Genomic DNA, 17,005 nt, shown 5'->3' with positions numbered 1-17,005 from the left:
GGCGTTTGCACTGTGGAGAACCTGATTGCGCTGCTCGTCGCGGCGCCCCTGCTCGGAGCGGCGGTGCTGCTCTGCGGCGGTCGCCGCCTCGACCGCGCCGGGCACTGGCTCGGCACCCTGCTCGCCGCCGCCTCGTTCGTCGTGGCCGTGGTGCTCTTCACCGACATGCTCGGGAAGGGCGCCGAGGACCGGGCGCTGCACCAGAAGCTGTTCAGCTGGATCCCGGTCGAGGGCTTCCAGGCCGATGTGGCCTTCCAGCTCGACCAGCTGTCGATGACCTTCGTCCTGCTGATCACCGGTGTGGGCACGCTGATCCACATCTACTCGATCGGCTACATGGAGCACGACGAGCGCCGGCGCCGCTTCTTCGGCTATCTGAACCTGTTCCTGGCGGCGATGCTGATCCTCGTCATCGCCGACAACTACCTGCTGCTGTACGTCGGGTGGGAGGGCGTCGGTCTGGCGTCGTACCTGCTCATCGGCTTCTGGCAGCACAAGCCCAGCGCGGCCACCGCCGCGAAGAAGGCGTTCCTGGTCAACCGCGTCGGCGACATGGGCCTGTCGATCGCGATCATGCTGATGTTCACCACCTTCGGCACGTTCGCGTACGGCCCCGTCCTGGAGGCGACCGGCGAGACCGGCGAGGGCAAGCTGACGGCGATCGGCCTGATGCTGCTCCTCGCCGCCTGCGGCAAGTCCGCCCAGGTGCCGCTGCAGTCCTGGCTCGGTGACGCGATGGAGGGCCCGACCCCGGTCTCCGCCCTCATCCACGCCGCGACCATGGTCACCGCCGGTGTCTACCTCATCGTCCGCTCCGGCGCGATCTTCAACGCCGCCCCGGACGCCCAGATGGTCGTCGTGGTCGTCGGCGCGGTCACGCTGCTGTTCGGTGCGATCGTCGGTTGCGCGAAGGACGACATCAAGAAGGCCCTCGCCGGCTCCACGATGTCGCAGATCGGCTACATGATCCTGGCCGCCGGGCTCGGGCCCATCGGCTACGTCTTCGCGATCATGCACCTGGTGACCCACGGCTTCTTCAAGGCCGGGCTCTTCCTCGGCGCCGGTTCGGTCATGCACGGCATGAACGACGAGGTGGACATGCGGAAGTTCGGCGGCCTGCGGAAGTACATGCCGGTCACCTTCGTCACCTTCGGCCTCGGCTACCTCGCGATCATCGGCTTCCCCGGCCTCTCCGGCTTCTTCTCCAAGGACAAGATCATCGAGGCGGCGTTCGCCAAGGGCGGCACCGAGGGCTGGATCCTCGGCTCCGTGGCCCTGCTCGGCGCCGCGATCACCGCGTTCTACATGACGCGCGTGATGCTGATGACCTTCTTCGGCGAGGAGCGCTGGCGCCGCACGGCGACGCCGTCCCCGGACGCGCCGGACGTCGAGCCCGCCGCCGAGACGCGCGGTGAGCACGCGGAGCCCCACCCGCACGAGTCCCCGAAGTCCATGACGATCCCGATGATCGTGCTGGCCTTCGGCTCGGTCTTCGCCGGTGGCTTCTTCTCGATCGGCGACCGCTTCCTGCACTGGCTGGAGCCCGTCACCGGCCACGACCACGGCGACGCCCCGATCGGCGCGTCGACCGTCACCGCGGCCACCATGGTCGCCCTGGTCGTCGGTGTCGCCATCGCCTGGGCGATGTACGGCCGCAAGCCGGTGCCGGTGACCGCCCCGCGCGGCTCGCTGCTCACCCGGGCCGCGCGCCGCGACCTCCTCCAGGACGACTTCAACCACGTGGTCCTGGTCCGCGGCGGCGAGCACCTGACCCGCTCCCTGGTCTACGTCGACCACAGCCTGGTCGACGGCGTCGTCAACGGCACGGCCGCGTCCATGGGCGGGCTCTCCGGCCGGCTGCGCAAACTCCAGAACGGCTACGCCCGCTCCTACGCGGTCTCGATGCTCGGAGGTACGGCGGTTCTCATCGCCGCGACCCTGCTGATGAGGGCGGTCTGATCACATGTCCTTTCCCCTCCTGACAGCGACGGCGGCGCTCCCGGCGATCGGCGCGGTGGCCACCGCCGCCGTCCCGGCCGCCCGGCGCACCGCCGCCAAATGGCTGGCGCTGCTCTTCTCGCTGGCCACGCTCGTCCTGGCGGGCATCGCGCTCGCCCGCTTCGAGCCCGGCGGCGACCGCTTCCAGCTCACCGAATCGCACGCCTGGATCAAGGACTTCGGCGTCCGCTACGAACTGGGCGTCGACGGCATCGGCGTGGCGCTCATGGCGCTCACCGCCCTGCTGATCCCGTTCGTCATCCTGGCCGGCTGGCACGACGCCGACCCCCTGGAGACGAACTCCTCGCGCTGGCGCCCCACTCAGGGCTTCTTCGCCCTGATCCTGATGGTCGAAGCGATGGTGATCCTCTCCTTCGAGGCCACCGACGTCTTCCTCTTCTACATCCTGTTCGAAGCCATGCTCATCCCGATGTACTTCCTCATCGGCGGCTTCGGGGACCGGGCGCACACCGGCAGCGACGAGAACGCGGCGGCGCAGCGTTCGTACGCCGCCGTGAAGTTCCTCCTCTACAACCTGGTCGGCGGCCTCATCATGCTGGCCGCGGTGATCGGCCTGTACGTGGTCGCGGGCTCGTTCTCGCTCTCCGAGATCGCCGAGGCCCGGGCCAACGGCACGTTCTCCATGGCGACCGGCACCGAGCGGTGGCTGTTCCTCGGGTTCTTCTTCGCCTTCGCGGTGAAGGCCCCGCTGTGGCCGCTGCACACCTGGCTGCCCAACGCGATGGGTGAGGCGACCGCGCCGGTCGCCGTGCTGATCACCGCCGTGGTCGACAAGGTCGGCACGTTCGCCATGCTCCGCTTCTGCCTCCAGCTCTTCCCGGAGGCCAGCAAGTGGGCGACGCCGGTGATCCTGGTCCTGGCGCTGATCAGCATCGTGTACGGGGCGCTGCTCGCGGTCGGCCAGCGCGACATCAAGCGGCTGATCGCCTACGCGTCCATCTCGCACTTCGGCTTCATCATCCTGGGCATCTTCGCGATGACCAGTCAGGGCCAGTCGGGCGCGACGCTGTACATGGTCAACCACGGCATCTCGACGGCCGCGCTGATGCTGGTCGCGGGCTTCCTGATCAGCCGGCGGGGCTCGCGCCTCATCGCCGACTACGGCGGGGTGCAGAAGGTGGCCCCGGTTCTGGCCGGCACCTTCCTGATCGGCGGTCTGGCCACGCTGTCGCTGCCGGGGCTCGCCCCGTTCGTCAGCGAGTTCCTGGTCCTGGTCGGCGCGTTCGCCGCGTATCCGGCGGTCGGCATCATCGCCACCACCGGCATCGTGCTCGCCGCGATCTACGTCCTGGTCCTCTACCAGCGCACCATGACCGGCCCGGTCAAGGCCGAGGTGCAGGGCATGGCGGACCTCAAGGCGCGTGAGCTCGTGGTGGTCGTGCCGCTGATCGCGCTGCTGCTGTTCCTGGGTGTCTACCCGAAGCCGCTGACGGACATCGTCAACCCGGCGGTGCAGCACACCATGTCGGACGTACAGAAGAAGGACCCCCAGCCCGAGGTGGAGGCCGCCAAGTGAGCGCAACAGCTGTCCACAGCCTGTGGACGACGGCGAGCGGGGTGACATCCGCCGCTCCGGACGAGAAGTTCACGGCCCCGGTCATCGAGTACACCCAGCTGGCCCCGGTCCTGATCGTGATCGGCGTCGCCGTCGTCGGCGTCCTGGTCGAGGCGTTCGTGCCGCGCCGGGCCCGGTACCACACGCAGGTGTTCCTGACCGTCGTCGCGCTGGTCGCCGCGTTCGCCGCGGTGGTCGGCCTCGCGGCCGGCGGCTACGGGACGACCAAGGCGCACATCGCCGCGATGGGCGCCATCGCGGTCGACGGGCCGTCCCTGTTCCTCCAGGGCGTCATCCTGCTGACGTCCCTGGTCGCGGTCTTCACGTTCGCCGAACGGCGGCTCGACCCCGAGTCGCACGGCAACAGGGTCGACTCCTTCGCCGCGCAGGCCGCGTCGGTGCCCGGCAGCGACAGCGAGAAGGCCGCGGTCAGGGCCGGGTTCACCACCACCGAGGTCTTCCCGCTCGTCCTCTTCTCGGTGGCGGGCATGCTCGTCTTCCCGGCGGCCAACGACCTGCTGACGCTGTTCGTGGCCCTGGAGGTCTTCTCCCTCCCGCTGTACCTCCTGTGCGCCGTCGCCCGCCGCAAGCGGCTGATGTCGCAGGAGGCGGCCGTGAAGTACTTCCTGCTCGGCGCGTTCTCCTCGGCGTTCCTGCTGTTCGGGATCGCCCTGCTCTACGGCTACGCGGGCTCCGTCTCGTACGCGCAGATCGCGACCGTGGTCGACGGCACGATCCAGAAGATCGACCCGGCGCTCGCCGGCACCATGGGCAACGACGCGCTGCTGCTCATCGGCGGCGCGATGATCCTCACCGGACTGCTCTTCAAGGTCGGCGCCGTCCCGTTCCACATGTGGACCCCGGACGTCTACCAGGGTGCGCCGACCCCGGTCACCGGCTTCATGGCCGCCGCGACGAAGGTCGCCGCGTTCGGCGCGCTGCTGCGCCTGCTGTACGTGGTGCTGCCCGGGCTCACCTGGGACCTGCGGCCGGTCATGTGGGGCGTCGCGATCGTCACGATGGTGGGCGGCGCGGTCGTCGCGATCACGCAGACCGACATCAAGCGGCTGCTGGCCTACTCCTCGATCGCGCACGCCGGGTTCATCCTGGCCGGTGTGATCGCGGCCACCCCCGACGGCATCTCGTCCGTCCTCTTCTACCTCGGCACGTACTCCTTCGTGACGGTCGGCGCCTTCGCCGTCGTCACGCTGGTGCGGGACGCGGGCGGCGAGGCGACGCACCTGTCGAAGTGGGCCGGGCTCGGCCGGCGCTCGCCGCTGGTCGCGGCGGTCTTCGCGGTGTTCCTGCTGGCCTTCGCCGGTATCCCGCTGACCTCGGGCTTCTCCGGGAAGTTCGCGGTCTTCAAGGCGGCGGCGGACGGCGGCGCGGGCGGCCTGGTCGTGGTCGGTGTGATCTCCTCGGCGATCGCCGCGTTCTTCTACATCCGGGTCATCGTGCTGATGTTCTTCAGCGAACCGAAGGCGGACGGCCCCACGGTCGCCGTCCCGTCCCCGCTGACGATGACCACCATCGCGATCGGCGTGGCCGTGACCGTGGTCCTGGGCGTGGCCCCGCAGTACTTCCTGGACCTGGCGGGCCAGGCGGGGACGTTCGTGAGGTAGCCGGAAGCGGCTGAACGGCAACGCCGGACGGGCTTGGCCTTCCCTCGGGAAGTCAAGCCCGTCCGGCGTTGTCACAGGTGGCGCCTATCGTGGCAGGGGAGCGCTGGGACGCAGCGGGACCGGTATCGGGGGACAGAGCGATGAACGGGACGGGCGTGACGGGCATGACCACGGATGTGAGCACGGGCGGGACCGCCGCCGCGACCGAGAGCGAGGCGCGGCGCACCCTGCACCGCGTCTTCGGTTACGAGGCGTTCCGCGGCGAGCAGGAGGCGATCGTCGACCACGTGGTGGCCGGCGGGGACGCCGTCGTGCTCATGCCCACCGGTGGCGGCAAGTCCCTCTGCTACCAGATCCCGGCCCTGGTCCGCCGGGGCACCGGCGTCGTGATCTCCCCGCTGATCGCCCTCATGCAGGACCAGGTCGACGCGCTGCGGGCACTCGGCGTGCGGGCCGGTTTCATCAACTCCACGCAGGACTTCGACGAGCGCCGCTCGATGGAGGCCCAGTTCGTCGCGGGCGAGCTGGACCTCCTCTACCTGGCCCCGGAGCGGCTGCGGCTGGACACCACGCTCGCGCTGCTGGCCCGGGGCGAGGTCTCCGTCTTCGCGATCGACGAGGCGCACTGCGTCGCCCAGTGGGGCCACGACTTCCGCCCCGACTACCTCGCCCTGTCCGTCCTCGGCGAGCGCTGGCCCGACGTGCCGCGCATCGCCCTGACGGCCACGGCGACGGACGCCACGCACCGCGAGATCACCCAGCGGCTCGGCATGCCCGACGCCAGGCACTTCGTGGCCAGCTTCGACCGGCCCAACATCCAGTACCGGATCGTGGGCAAGGCCGACCCGAAGAAGCAGCTGCTCGCCTTCCTCAAGGAGGAGCACGCCGGGGACGCGGGCATCGTCTACTGCCTCTCCCGCGCGTCCACGGAGAAGACCGCCGAGTTCCTCTGCCGCAACGGCATCGAGGCCGTCCCGTACCACGCGGGGCTCGACGCCGGGACCCGCGCGGCCCACCAGTCCCGCTTCCTGCGCGAGGAGGGCCTGGTCGTCGTCGCGACGATCGCCTTCGGCATGGGCATCGACAAGCCGGACGTCCGCTTCGTCGCCCACCTGGACCTGCCGAAGTCCGTCGAGGGCTACTACCAGGAGACCGGCCGGGCCGGCCGTGACGGCGCCCCGTCCACGGCGTGGATGGCGTACGGCCTCCAGGACGTCGTCCAGCAGCGCAAGCTCATCCAGGGCGGCGAGGGCGACGAGGCGTTCCGCCGCCGGGCCGCCTCGCACCTGGACTCCATGCTCGCCCTGTGCGAGACCGTCCAGTGCCGCCGCGCCCAGCTCCTCACGTACTTCGGCCAGGAGCCCACGGCCACCTCTTGCGGCAACTGCGACACCTGCCTCACCCCGCCGGAGACCTGGGACGGCACGGTGGTCGCGCAGAAGCTGCTGTCCACGGTGGTGCGGCTGAAGCGGGAGCGCGGCCAGAAGTTCGGCGCGGGCCAGATCATCGACATCCTGCTCGGCCGCCGCACGGCCAAGGTCATCCAGTTCGACCACGACCAGCTGTCGGTGTTCGGCATCGGCGAGGAGCTGGCCGAGGCGGAGTGGCGCGGCGTGGTCCGCCAGCTCCTCGCCCAGGGCCTGATCGCCGTCGAGGGCGAGTACGGCACGCTGGTCCTGACCGACGAGAGCGCCACCGTCCTCGGCCGCGAGCGCGAGGTCCAGCTCCGCAAGGAGCCGAAGAAGCCGACGACCGCCCGCGCGTCCTCCGCCCGCGGCGAGCGCAAGCCGAAGGCGGCGGCCGCCGCCGACCTCCCCGAGACGGCCGCCCCCGTCTTCGAGGCCCTGCGCGCGTGGCGGGCCGCCCAGGCCAAGGAGCTGGGCCTCCCCGCCTACGTGATCTTCCACGACGCCACCCTCCGCGAGATCGCCACGGTCCGCCCGACGACCCTGGGCGAGCTGGGCGGCATCAGCGGCCTGGGCGAGAAGAAGCTCGCGACGTACGGCGAGGGCGTCCTGGAGGTCCTGTCGGGCCTCGACGCGTCCGCCCCGGAGGCCCCGCCCCAGGCAGCCCCGACGGCAGCCGCCCCCGTCCCTGCCCCTGCCCCTGCCCCTGCCCCTGCCCCTGCCAAGGCGCCCACGCCCGCCGCCCACGACGACACCGAGTTCGGCTGGGACGAGGAGCCCCCGGAGTACGAGTGAGCCGACGGACGGCGCGGCGGATCCGGCCTCCGCTCATCCCCCGGAAACGACCCGCCCCGACACCTCGCCCAGCCCCACCCGGGTGCCGTCCGGTCCCGGGGCCCAGGCGGTGATCGTCACCGTGTCGCCGTCCTCCAGGAAGGTCCGCTTGCCCTCGGGCAGGGCCAGCGGATCGCGGCCGTTCCAGGTGAGCTCCAGGAGGCAGCCGCGCTGGGACGGCTCGGGGCCGCTGACCGTGCCGGAGGCGTAGAGGTCGCCGGTGCGCAGCGAGGCGCCGTTGACCGTCATCTGGGCGAGCTGCTGGGCGGCCGTCCAGTACATGGTGGAGAACGGCGGCTCCGCGACGACCTGCCCGTTGAGCGCGACGGAGATCCGCAGGTCGTAGCCGCCGGGCTCGTCCTCCTCCGCGTCCTCCAGATAGGGGAGGAGGGGGAGGTCGCGGGCGGGCGGGGCGGTGCGGGCGGCGTCCAGGGCCTCCAGCGGGGTGACCCAGGCGGAGACGGAGGTCGCGAAGGACTTGCCGAGGAACGGTCCGAGCGGGACGTACTCCCACGCCTGGATGTCGCGCGCCGACCAGTCGTTGAGCAGCGAGACCCCGAAGACGTGCTCGCGGAAGTCCGTGAGGGCGACGGGCTTCCCCTGCTCGGACGGGGTGCCGACGACGAAGCCGACCTCCGCCTCGATGTCGAGCTTCACGGACGGGCCGAAGACGGGCGCCGGGTCGGCCGGTGCCTTGCGCTGGCCCGCCGGGCGGACCACATCGGTGCCGGAGACCACGACGGTCCCGGCGCGCCCGTGGTAACCGATCGGCAGATGCTTCCAGTTGGGGGTGAGCGGCGCGTCCGCGTCGGGCCGGAAGATCTGGCCCACGTTGGTGGCGTGGTGCTCGCTCGCGTAGAAGTCGACGTAGTCCGCGACCTGGTAGGGCAGGTGCAGCGTGACCGCGTCCAGCGGATGCAGCAGCGGCTCCATGTCCGCGCGGTGCGCGGGGACCGTGACCCACGCGGTCAGGGCCCGGCGCACATCGCGCCAGGCGGTGCGCCCGGCTCCGAGGAGCGTCATCAGGTCGGGCTGGGCCAGCAGCCGGGCGTACGGCGAACCGAGGGCGAGCGCGGCGGCCCCGGCGTCCAGGACGTGGTCGCCGATGCGGACGCCGACGCGCCGCTCGCCCGGGCGGTCGGGGGTGGAGAACACGCCGTACGGCAGGTTGTGCGGGCCGAAGGGGTCGCCCTCGGCCACATCGAGCGGACTGCTCTGCTCGGGCATCGGTCGCTGCCTCGCTTTCCGGGTCGCTTGGGGACAACGTTACGTCGGGAGGACTGCCGTGAGGCAGTGCCCCAACCATCCCCGATGCCCCGGAAAGCAGGCCTCACATGCGATGTCACCCGGACGTGCGCGGGATGCTCTTCTCCCAGGTCCGGTGGAAGACGACCTCGCCGCCCTCGGTGCAGACGACCTCGTTGACGGTGTGGAAGTCGTCCGCGTCGGCGGTGATCTCGGAGCGGGTGTCGATCTGCACGTCCCAGGCCATCTCCGGCCGGTGCAGCCGGATCGTCCAGTCGGACCGGGTCCGCGCGGAGAGCGGGTCGCCCTCCTGGATCGTGTACGTCTCCACCGCGTCCTCGGTGAACTCCAGCCCGTCCGGGTAGACGCGCGTGCCGCCGTAGCGCGGGTCCACCTCCAGCCGCCACTCGCCCTTGGCCACATCGCGGACGACGAGCCGTTCGGGGCGCGGCGCGTCCAGCGTCTCCGGGTACACCACGCCCAGCGGTTCGGACTGCTCGGGTTCCCCGAAGCGGATGGCGGGGTCCTCGGTGTGCCGCCGCACCGGGAGTTCGACGAGGCTGCCGTCCGCCTCCAGGGTGAAGCCGGCCGAGCCCGCCTGCGGCCAGATCCAGGGCCAGTACGAGGACGAGACGGCGAGCCGGATGCGGTGGCCGGGCGGGAAGGTGTGCCCGATGCCGTTCAGCTCGAAGGCGACGTCCTCGGTGGCGCCGGGGGTCCAGTCCTCGGTGCGGTCGCGGCCGTTCCGGGCGGCGAGGTTGAGCGCGCCGCGCGTGACGAGGGTGGAGGAGCCGTCGGGGGCGACGTCGCAGAGCCGGGCGACGACCTGCCCGCGCGGCACGTCCATCGTGAGGCGCAGGCTCACCCGGGGTCTGCCCAGGATCTCGATCGGCGCGTCGGCCACCGGGAATTCGAAGCAGAGCGACTTGGCGTCCTCGTCGCGCTGGTCCGGCGGCAGGTCGGCGTCGTTGCCGAAGGGGAAGAACCGCCCGGCGTCCAGTCCGGTCTGTTGCGGCGAGTGGACGATCTGCGGCCCGCCCTGGAGGGCGTACGCGACGGGGGTGACGTTCTCCGACGGCCAGCTGGTCTCCCCGACCCAGCGGCCGGGCAGCGTCTCGTACACCGTGGCGGGCCGGTGCGACTCGCTGATCCAGGACCGCAGCAGCGGCTCCTCCATCACCCCGGTGTCCTCGTCCTTCAGGTGCTGGTCCCACCAGCGCAGGGTCTCCTGGAGGAAGCCGATGCCCGGCCCGGGCGGCAGCCCCCGGTCGGGGTACTGGTGCGACCAGGGGCCGATGATCCCGCGCACCCTCGCCGGGTCCAGGTGCTCGACCAGCCGGAGGACGGTGTCCCGGTACGGGTCGTGCCAGCCGCCGACCGCGAGGACGTTCGCCTGGATCGCGGAGTAGTCCTCGCAGACGCTGCCGTGCTTCCAGTAGGCGTCGCGGGTCTGGTGGGAGAGCCAGGTGTGGATGAAGGGGTCGACCGCTCCGAGCCGGTCCAGCCACATCTGACGCCAGTCGTCGCCGACGTCCGCCGGGTCGGGCGGCCGGCAGACGAAGGCGAGCATGGTCGCCGCCCAGGCGTGCATGTCCACGGCGAGGACCGAGCCGCCCATGTAGTGGACGTCGTTGTCGTAGCGGTCGTCCGCCGAGCACACGGTGACGATCGCCTTCAGCGGCTCCGGGGCCAGCGCGGCGATCTGGAGCGAGTTGAAGCCGCCCCAGGAGATCCCGAACATGCCGACCCGGCCCGAGCACCACTCCTGCCGGGCCAGCCAGTGGACGACCGCGACCCCGTCCGCCAGCTCCGTCGCGTCGTACTCGTCGCCCGGCATGCCCTCGCTGTTGCCGTGGCCGCGTACGTCCACCCGGACGGAGGCGTAGCCGTGTCCGGCGTACCAGGGGTGGCGCTGCCAGTCGCGCGGCGCGGTCCAGTCGCTCAGCCGGTACGGCAGGTACTCCAGCAGGGCGGGCACGGGTTCGTCCGTGACCGGCCGCCAGATCCGGGCGTACAGCTGGGTGCCGTCCGCGAGCGGGATATAGAGGTCCTCGCGGGTCGTCTCGTACGGGAACGCGGTCTGGATGTGCATGGGCGTACCTCAGTGGACGGGGTGCATCGTGCGCCTGAGCCAGGGGGCGGCGGCGATGACGGCCACACCGGCCACCACCGCCACGGCGCCGTTGACACCGAAGTAGGCGGGGTTGGACACCTCGCCGTACAGCTTCACGATCTGGGCCTGGATGCCGTTGGCGAGGGCCAGCGAGAGGAACCAGAGGGCCATGGTCTGGCTGGCGAACGCCTTCGGGGCGAGCTTGGTCGTCGCCGACATGCCGGAGGTCTCCAGCAGGATGTCGCCGAGCCCGAGCAGCAGGTAGGAGCCGACGATCCACCAGGCGGCCATCTTGTACGTGTCGCCGGTGTGCCCGGAGGTGGGCAGGACCATCAGCAGGAACGAGAGACCGCCGAGGATGACGCCGATCGCGATCTTGTTGGACGCGTGCGGCTGACGCGGCCCCATCCTCGCCCAGACGGCCGCGACCACCGGGGCGAGCAGCACCTCGAAGGCGCCGAGCGCGGAGGCGTACCAGCTCGCCGGGAAGTGGAAGCCGAAGACCTCGGTACGGGCGTTGGTCGACGCGAGCAGCATCATCGTCGAGTACGCCTGGAAGAGGATGAAGTTGAACACCACGGACGCCAGGAACAGCACCACGTACGGGCGCAGCCTGCCGCGCTCCTCGGCGGTGACCCGGGGGCTGCGGAACATCACCACGAAGTAGACGACGGGCGCGATCACCGAGATCAGGGTGAGCACGTCCACGAACCGGTCCATGGTCAGCCACCCCGCCAGGGCCAGCGCGGTCGCGACCGCCGCCACCACCACCGCCCCGACGACGATGAGCAGGACCGCCCGGCGCATGGGCCCGGGGGCCAGCGCGTATTCGGCGGTGTGCTTTCGCCCGGCCAGGTGACGGCGGCCCGCCACGTACTGGATGAGGCCCAGCGTCATACCGAAGGCGGCGGCCGAGAAGCCCCAGTGCCAGCTCGCGTGGTCACCGAGCCAGCCGGTGATCAGCGGACCGAGGAACGCGCCGATGTTGATGCCCATGTAATAGAGGGCGAAGCCCGCGTCCCGCCGTTCGTCGTCCGTGCGGTAGAGCTTGCCGACCATCGTCGCCACATTGGGCTTCAGCAGCCCCGTACCCGCACTGATCAGACCGAGGCCGACCCACGTCATCGCGTCGGTGGGCACCGCCATGGCGTAATGCCCGCAGGCGATCAGGATGCCGCCGTACAACACCGCCCGGTACGAGCCCAGGATGCGGTCGGCCAGCCAGCCGCCCGCCACCGACACCAGATAGACGAGGGTGCCGTACGCGGCCGAGACGGAGGCGGCGGTCCCGGCCTCCATGCCCATGCCGCCGTTGGCGACCGTGTCCGCGAAGTAGAGGACCAGGATCGCCTGCATGCCGAGGAACGAGAACCGCTCCCAGACCTCCAGGCCGGACAGGGTCATCAGACCCCGCGGCTGGCCGAAGAAGGCGTGGTCGTCGGCCGGGGGCGGCTGCGACGGTTCGGTGTCTGCTGCTGCGTGGGACAAAGCGGCAACTCCTGATCGTATGAGCTGATCCCGAACATACCGGCGGCGGCGGGAAGGCGCCCACGGTGATCCAAAGGGGACCGGATACGCTGACTTGAGTGGTGACAACGACACATCGACATTCCGTGTGATCGTCAGCAGACAGGAGATCCCCTCGTGACCGTCGTCGGGCCGTTCGGACTGAGCGTGCGGGACCAGGCTCTTGAAGCCGGTGTCCAGGCCGGTTTGGCTGCTGTCGAGTCGGGCCTGCTCGATGCCACCAAGAGCGACGTGCCCTTCATCACGGAAGCCGCCCAGCACCTGGTGCGCGCGGGCGGCAAGCGGTTCCGGCCGCTGCTTGCGATGCTCGCCGCCCAGTTCGGCGACGCCGACGCACCGGGCGTGGTGCCCGCGGCCGTCGTGGTCGAGCTGACCCACCTCGCGACGCTGTACCACGACGACGTCATGGACGAGGCCGAGGTGCGGCGCGGCGTGGACAGCGCCAATTCCCGCTGGGGCAACTCGGTCGCCGTACTGACCGGCGACTTCCTCTTCGCGCGCGCCTCGCACATACTGGCCGACCTCGGGCCGGAGGCCGTCCGTATCCAGGCGGAGGCGTTCGAGCGCCTGGTCACCGGTCAGATCCTGGAGACCGCGGGCCCGCGCGACGGCCGCGACCCGGTCGACCACTACCTCGAAGTGATGCGCGGCAAGACCGGCTCCCTGATCGCCGTCGCCTGCCGCTTCGGCGCGCTGATGTCCGGCGCCGACGAGTCCGCGGTGGACATCCTCACCCAGTACGGTGAACGGCTCGGCGTGGCCTTCCAGCTCGCCGACGACGTCCTGGACATCGCGTCGGACTCCCACGAGTCCGGCAAGACCCCCGGCACGGACCTCCTGGAGGGCATCCCGACCCTCCCCGTCCTCCACCTCAGGGCGCAGGCCGCGGCGGGCGGCAAGCCGGACGACCTGGCCCTCGTGGAGCTGCTCGACGGCGACCTCGGCGACCCGGACCGGCTCGCGGAGGCCCTGCGCCTGCTGCGCGCCCACCCGGCGCTCGCCCGGGCCCGGCAGGACACCGTCCGGTACGCCCAGGAGGCGCGGGCCGTGCTGAAGCCGCTGCCCGAGTGCTACGCGAAGCTCGCCCTGGAAGAGATGTGCGACGCGGTGGTCCACCGCGCCGGCTGACGGACGCCGGGGCGCCTGTGAGGGCCCAACCCCTACTGGACGGCGGAGAAACGGCCCTCCGCAGTCATACCGAAGAGGTACGCGAGGTTGCTCCCGGGGGCTGACGCTTCGGGCCGCCCGATTTGGTCAGATGGAGAACAACCACTCCTGACCAAAACGGGTGAGAATGGCGGCACGGAGTGGACCAGTGCATCCCGACGGAAGCCGCCGACCACGGAGGTAGGGCACACATGGCACCGAACGACAGCGCGGAGACCAACGGCACGGCCGCCCGGAGGCCCGCAGGCCGCCGCAAGGCCGCGCGCTACATCGTCCCCGTCGCGGTGGCGGGGGTGGCGGCCGCGACGATCGGCCTGGTCCCGGCGCTCGCCAGCTCGGGCGACCCCGATCTGCCGAAGATCACCGCTCAGGAACTCATCGAGAAGATCGCCGCCTCGGACACCGAGCAGTTCTCCGGCACGGTGAAGATCAGCACGGACCTCGGCATCCCGTCCATGGGCGGCCTGGCCGGCTCCTTCCTGTCCGGCGCGGCCGAGGGCGGCGACGGCACGGACACGTCGAGCGCCGACCCGCAGTCCAAGCTCACCGAGCTGGCCTCCGGCACGCACACCCTCCGGGTGGCCGCCGACGGCCCCGACAAGCAGCGCCTGTCCGTCCTGGACAAGGCGTCCGAGTACAGCCTCATCCACAACGGCGACGAGGTCTGGGCGTACGACAGCGGCTCCAACGCCGTCTACCACGCGGACGGCAAGGGCGCGGGCAAGACGCCCCACGGCAAGGACCAGACCGCCCCCGAGGGCGTCCCGTCCACGCCGAAGGCGCTCGCCCAGGAGGCGCTGAAGGCCGCCGACGGCACCACGTCCGTCACGGTGGACGGCACCGCGCGGATCGCCGGGCGCGACGCGTACCGCCTGGTCCTGAAGCCCGAGCAGAAGGGGTCCACGATCGGCTCGGTCACCATCGCCGTGGACGCGGAGAACGGTGTGCCGCTGAAGTTCACGCTTCAGCCCAGCAGCGGCGGCAAGGCGGTCGTGGACGCCGGTTTCACCTCGGTCGACTTCAGGAAGCCCGCCGCGTCCTCGTTCGCCTTCACCCCGCCCAAGGGCGCGAAGGTCACCGAGGCCGACGACGCCGGGGCCAAGGCCGAGGGCCACGAGAAGGAGGCCCGCGAGGCCGCCGAGAAGGCGCGGGGCGACCTGGGCATGTTCGAGGGCGAGGGCGCGCCGAAGGTCATCGGCAAGGGCTGGAACAGCATCGCCGAGTTCAAGACCCCCGGCGGCGCGGCCCTGCCGTCCGGTGCGTCGAAGGACCTCCCGGCGGAGGCCGGGCAGTTCCTGGACGCGCTCGGCGACAAGGTCAGCGGGAAGTTCGGCTCGGGCACGGTCTTCAAGACCCGCCTGATCAACGCGCTGATGACGGACGACGGCCGCGTCTACGTGGGCGCGGTCACCAAGGACGCGCTGGTCGCCGCCGCGAACGCGGGCTGACGCCCAGGTGCCCCGCCCGCCCCGCCGTGTACTTCGCGGCGGGGCGGGCGCGAGCGTACGACCCAGTGGGGAGCACACCATGGCAGTGCCCGTCATCGAGACGCGCGGGCTGACCAAGCGCTACCGGGGCGGTCAGCTCGCCGTGGACGGCCTGGACCTCACCGTCCCCGGCGGCAGCGTCTTCGGCTTCCTCGGGCCCAACGGCTCCGGCAAGACCACCACCATCCGCATGCTCATGGGCCTCATCGCCCCGACCTCCGGCACCGCGAGCGTCCTCGGCCGCCCCATGCCGGACGCGTCGCGCACCGTGCTCCCCGAGGTCGGCGCGCTGATCGAGGGGCCCGCGCTGTACGGGTTCCTGAGCGGCCGGGACAACCTCCTGCGGTTCGACCGGGCCGACCCCACCGCCGACCCGCGCACCCGCACCGCCCGGGTCGGCGAGGCGCTGGACCGGGTCGGGCTCGCCCCGGCGGCCGGGAAGAAGGCGCGGGCGTACTCACTGGGCATGAAACAGCGCCTCGGCCTCGCCGCCGCCCTGCTCAGGCCGCGCCGCCTCCTCGTCCTGGACGAGCCGACCAACGGCCTGGACCCGCAGGGCATGCGCGAGATCCGCGCCCTGGTCCGGGAGCTGGCGGCGGACGGCACCACGGTCTTCCTGTCCTCCCATCTCCTGGACGAGATCGAGCAGGTCTGCACGCACGCCGCGGTGATGGCCCGGGGCCGCCTCCTCACCCAGGGCCCGGTCGCGGGCCTGGCCACGGGCGGCCGCCTGGCGGTCACCACCCCGGACCCGGCGGACGCGGCGCGCGTCCTCAAGGAGCAGGGCGTCACGGGCATCACGGTGGACGGCGACCGGGTCCGCGCCGACGCCCCGCCGGGCACGGCGGACCCGGCCGATCTCAACGCGGCGCTGGTGCGGGCGGGCGTCCGGGTGCGCGCGTTCGGCGTGGAACGGGCGTCGTTGGAGGACGCGTTCGTGGCCCTGACGGGAGAGGGATTCGATGTCGCAGGCTGAGGGGGCGGCCGGGGCCGCCGGGGAGCCGGCCGCGGAGGCCGCTCGCGAAGGGGCCGTCCGTCCGGGAGCCGAGGGGCCCGTCCGCGCGGACGCCGCCCGCAGCCCTCTCCGGACCTTCGGCATCCTCCGCTCCGAACTGTTCACCACCCTGCGCCGCTGGCGCACCCTCGCCCTGCTCGGTGTGCTGGCCGCCGTCCCCGTCCTGATCGGGATCGCCGTGCGCGTCGAGACGGCCGACGGCTCCTCGGCCGGGCCCGGCGGCGGCGGTGCCGGTCCCGCGTTCCTGTCCCAGGTGACCAACAACGGGCTCTTCCTGGTCTTCGCCGCCCTCGCCGCGACGCTCCCGGTCTTCCTGCCCATGGCCGTCGGCGTGATCGCGGGCGACGCGGTGGCGGGCGAGGCGAGTGCGGGCACCCTGCGCTACCTGCTGGTCGCCCCGGCCGGCCGGGCCCGGCTGCTGCTCGCCAAGTACGCCGCCACGCTCGGCTTCTGCCTGGTCGCGACGCTCGTCGTGGCCGCGTCCGCCCTGGCCGTGGGCGCGCTGCTGTTCCCGGTGGGCGACGTCACGACGATCTCGGGGACGACGATCGGCTTCGGCGAGGGCCTGGTACGGGCGGGGGTCGTCGCGGTGTTCGTGGCGGCGTCCCTGACCGGCTTCGCGGCGCTCGGGCTGTTCGTCTCGACCCTCACGAACAGCGGCATCGCGGCGATGGCGGCGACGGTCGGGGTGCTGATCACCGTCCAGATCGTGGACACCATCCCCCAGCTGAGCGGGGTCCACCCCTACCTCTTCCCGCACTACTGGCTGTCCTTCGCGGACCTGCTGCGCGAGCCCGTCTACTGGGACGAGGTGGTCGAGAACCTGGAGCTCCAGGCGCTGTACGTGGCGGTGTTCGGCTCTGCGGCCTGGGCCCGGTTCACGACGAAGGACATCACCGCCTGACCGGGAGTCGCGCCCGTACCGTCGGCCGGCGAGCCGTCCCCCGATCGGCTCGTCGCGGCACGAACGGCACGAACGGCGCGGAAACAGTGGGAACGAGCCGACACGGTACGT

At 71.6% G+C, this 17,005-nt stretch carries 11 protein-coding genes; 8 read left to right on the top strand and 3 right to left on the bottom strand.

Annotated elements, in window-relative coordinates:
• Positions 1–12: 12 nt before the first annotated feature.
• The 4 genes from nuoL to recQ all read left to right on the top strand — a co-directional run bounded on the left by nuoL (position 13) and on the right by recQ (position 7,397).
• Positions 13–1,959 (top strand): NADH-quinone oxidoreductase subunit L, encoded by a 1,947-nt coding sequence (nuoL, locus tag ACN6LM_RS02210; protein WP_445063558.1) that lies wholly within the window; start codon positions 13–15, stop codon positions 1,957–1,959.
• A gap of 4 nt (positions 1,960–1,963) precedes the next feature.
• The gene (locus ACN6LM_RS02205; RefSeq protein WP_161206674.1) at positions 1,964–3,535 is read left to right on the top strand and encodes an NADH-quinone oxidoreductase subunit M; all 1,572 of its coding nucleotides are present in this window, start codon (positions 1,964–1,966) and stop codon (positions 3,533–3,535) included.
• Positions 3,532–5,196: an NADH-quinone oxidoreductase subunit NuoN gene (nuoN, locus tag ACN6LM_RS02200; RefSeq protein WP_445063557.1), complete on the top strand. Its 1,665-nt coding sequence runs from the start codon at positions 3,532–3,534 to the stop codon at positions 5,194–5,196. The genes ACN6LM_RS02205 and nuoN overlap by 4 nt, the downstream gene beginning before the upstream one ends.
• Before the next feature lie 140 nt (positions 5,197–5,336).
• Entirely contained in the window at positions 5,337–7,397 is a 2,061-nt protein-coding gene (gene recQ / locus ACN6LM_RS02195; protein ID WP_445063556.1) for a DNA helicase RecQ, read from the top strand.
• A 33-nt stretch (positions 7,398–7,430) separates the two neighbouring features.
• Here the strand turns inward: recQ and fahA are convergent, their stop codons facing one another.
• The 3 genes from fahA to ACN6LM_RS02180 all read right to left on the bottom strand — a co-directional run bounded on the left by fahA (position 7,431) and on the right by ACN6LM_RS02180 (position 12,282).
• Complete coding sequence (gene fahA / locus ACN6LM_RS02190; protein ID WP_445063555.1) at positions 7,431–8,663, bottom strand: fumarylacetoacetase; 1,233 nt, start codon at positions 8,661–8,663, stop codon at positions 7,431–7,433.
• Positions 8,664–8,778: 115 nt separating this feature from the next.
• Positions 8,779–10,773, bottom strand: coding sequence for a CocE/NonD family hydrolase (locus ACN6LM_RS02185; RefSeq protein WP_445063554.1), 1,995 nt, complete (start codon positions 10,771–10,773; stop codon positions 8,779–8,781).
• A 9-nt stretch (positions 10,774–10,782) separates the two neighbouring features.
• The gene (locus tag ACN6LM_RS02180; RefSeq protein WP_445063553.1) at positions 10,783–12,282 is read right to left on the bottom strand and encodes a peptide MFS transporter; all 1,500 of its coding nucleotides are present in this window, start codon (positions 12,280–12,282) and stop codon (positions 10,783–10,785) included.
• A gap of 156 nt (positions 12,283–12,438) precedes the next feature.
• On the opposite strand from ACN6LM_RS02180, the gene ACN6LM_RS02175 reads away from it, so the two are divergent.
• From ACN6LM_RS02175 to ACN6LM_RS02160, 4 genes are all read left to right on the top strand, one after another.
• Positions 12,439–13,449, top strand: coding sequence for a polyprenyl synthetase family protein (locus ACN6LM_RS02175; RefSeq protein WP_445063552.1), 1,011 nt, complete (start codon positions 12,439–12,441; stop codon positions 13,447–13,449).
• Between the two features lie 230 nt (positions 13,450–13,679).
• The gene (locus ACN6LM_RS02170; protein ID WP_445063551.1) at positions 13,680–14,936 is read left to right on the top strand and encodes a LolA family protein; all 1,257 of its coding nucleotides are present in this window, start codon (positions 13,680–13,682) and stop codon (positions 14,934–14,936) included.
• 79 nt (positions 14,937–15,015) lie between these two features.
• Positions 15,016–15,951, top strand: a complete 936-nt coding sequence (locus ACN6LM_RS02165) for an ATP-binding cassette domain-containing protein (RefSeq protein ID WP_445063550.1) — start codon at positions 15,016–15,018, stop codon at positions 15,949–15,951.
• The gene (locus ACN6LM_RS02160) at positions 15,938–16,894 is read left to right on the top strand and encodes an ABC transporter permease (protein ID WP_445063549.1); all 957 of its coding nucleotides are present in this window, start codon (positions 15,938–15,940) and stop codon (positions 16,892–16,894) included. Before ACN6LM_RS02165 ends, ACN6LM_RS02160 begins: the two co-directional genes overlap by 14 nt.
• The last annotated feature ends 111 nt before the right edge of the window (positions 16,895–17,005 follow it).

It is taken from the genome of Streptomyces sp. SAS_281 (assembly GCF_052542855.1).
The sequence above is the reverse complement of the archived record's forward strand: the minus strand, read 5'-3'. Positions and strand labels throughout refer to the sequence as shown.

Coding starts and splice junctions, on each gene's coding strand:
- ACN6LM_RS02205 (WP_161206674.1), top strand. CDS start 1,964: ATGTCCTTTCCCCTCCTGACAGCGACGGCGGCGCTCCCGGCGATCGGC.
- recQ (WP_445063556.1), top strand. CDS start 5,337: ATGAACGGGACGGGCGTGACGGGCATGACCACGGATGTGAGCACGGGC.
- fahA (WP_445063555.1), bottom strand. CDS start 8,663: ATGCCCGAGCAGAGCAGTCCGCTCGATGTGGCCGAGGGCGACCCCTTC.
- ACN6LM_RS02185 (WP_445063554.1), bottom strand. CDS start 10,773: ATGCACATCCAGACCGCGTTCCCGTACGAGACGACCCGCGAGGACCTC.
- ACN6LM_RS02170 (WP_445063551.1), top strand. CDS start 13,680: ATGGCACCGAACGACAGCGCGGAGACCAACGGCACGGCCGCCCGGAGG.
- ACN6LM_RS02165 (WP_445063550.1), top strand. CDS start 15,016: ATGGCAGTGCCCGTCATCGAGACGCGCGGGCTGACCAAGCGCTACCGG.
- ACN6LM_RS02160 (WP_445063549.1), top strand. CDS start 15,938: ATGTCGCAGGCTGAGGGGGCGGCCGGGGCCGCCGGGGAGCCGGCCGCG.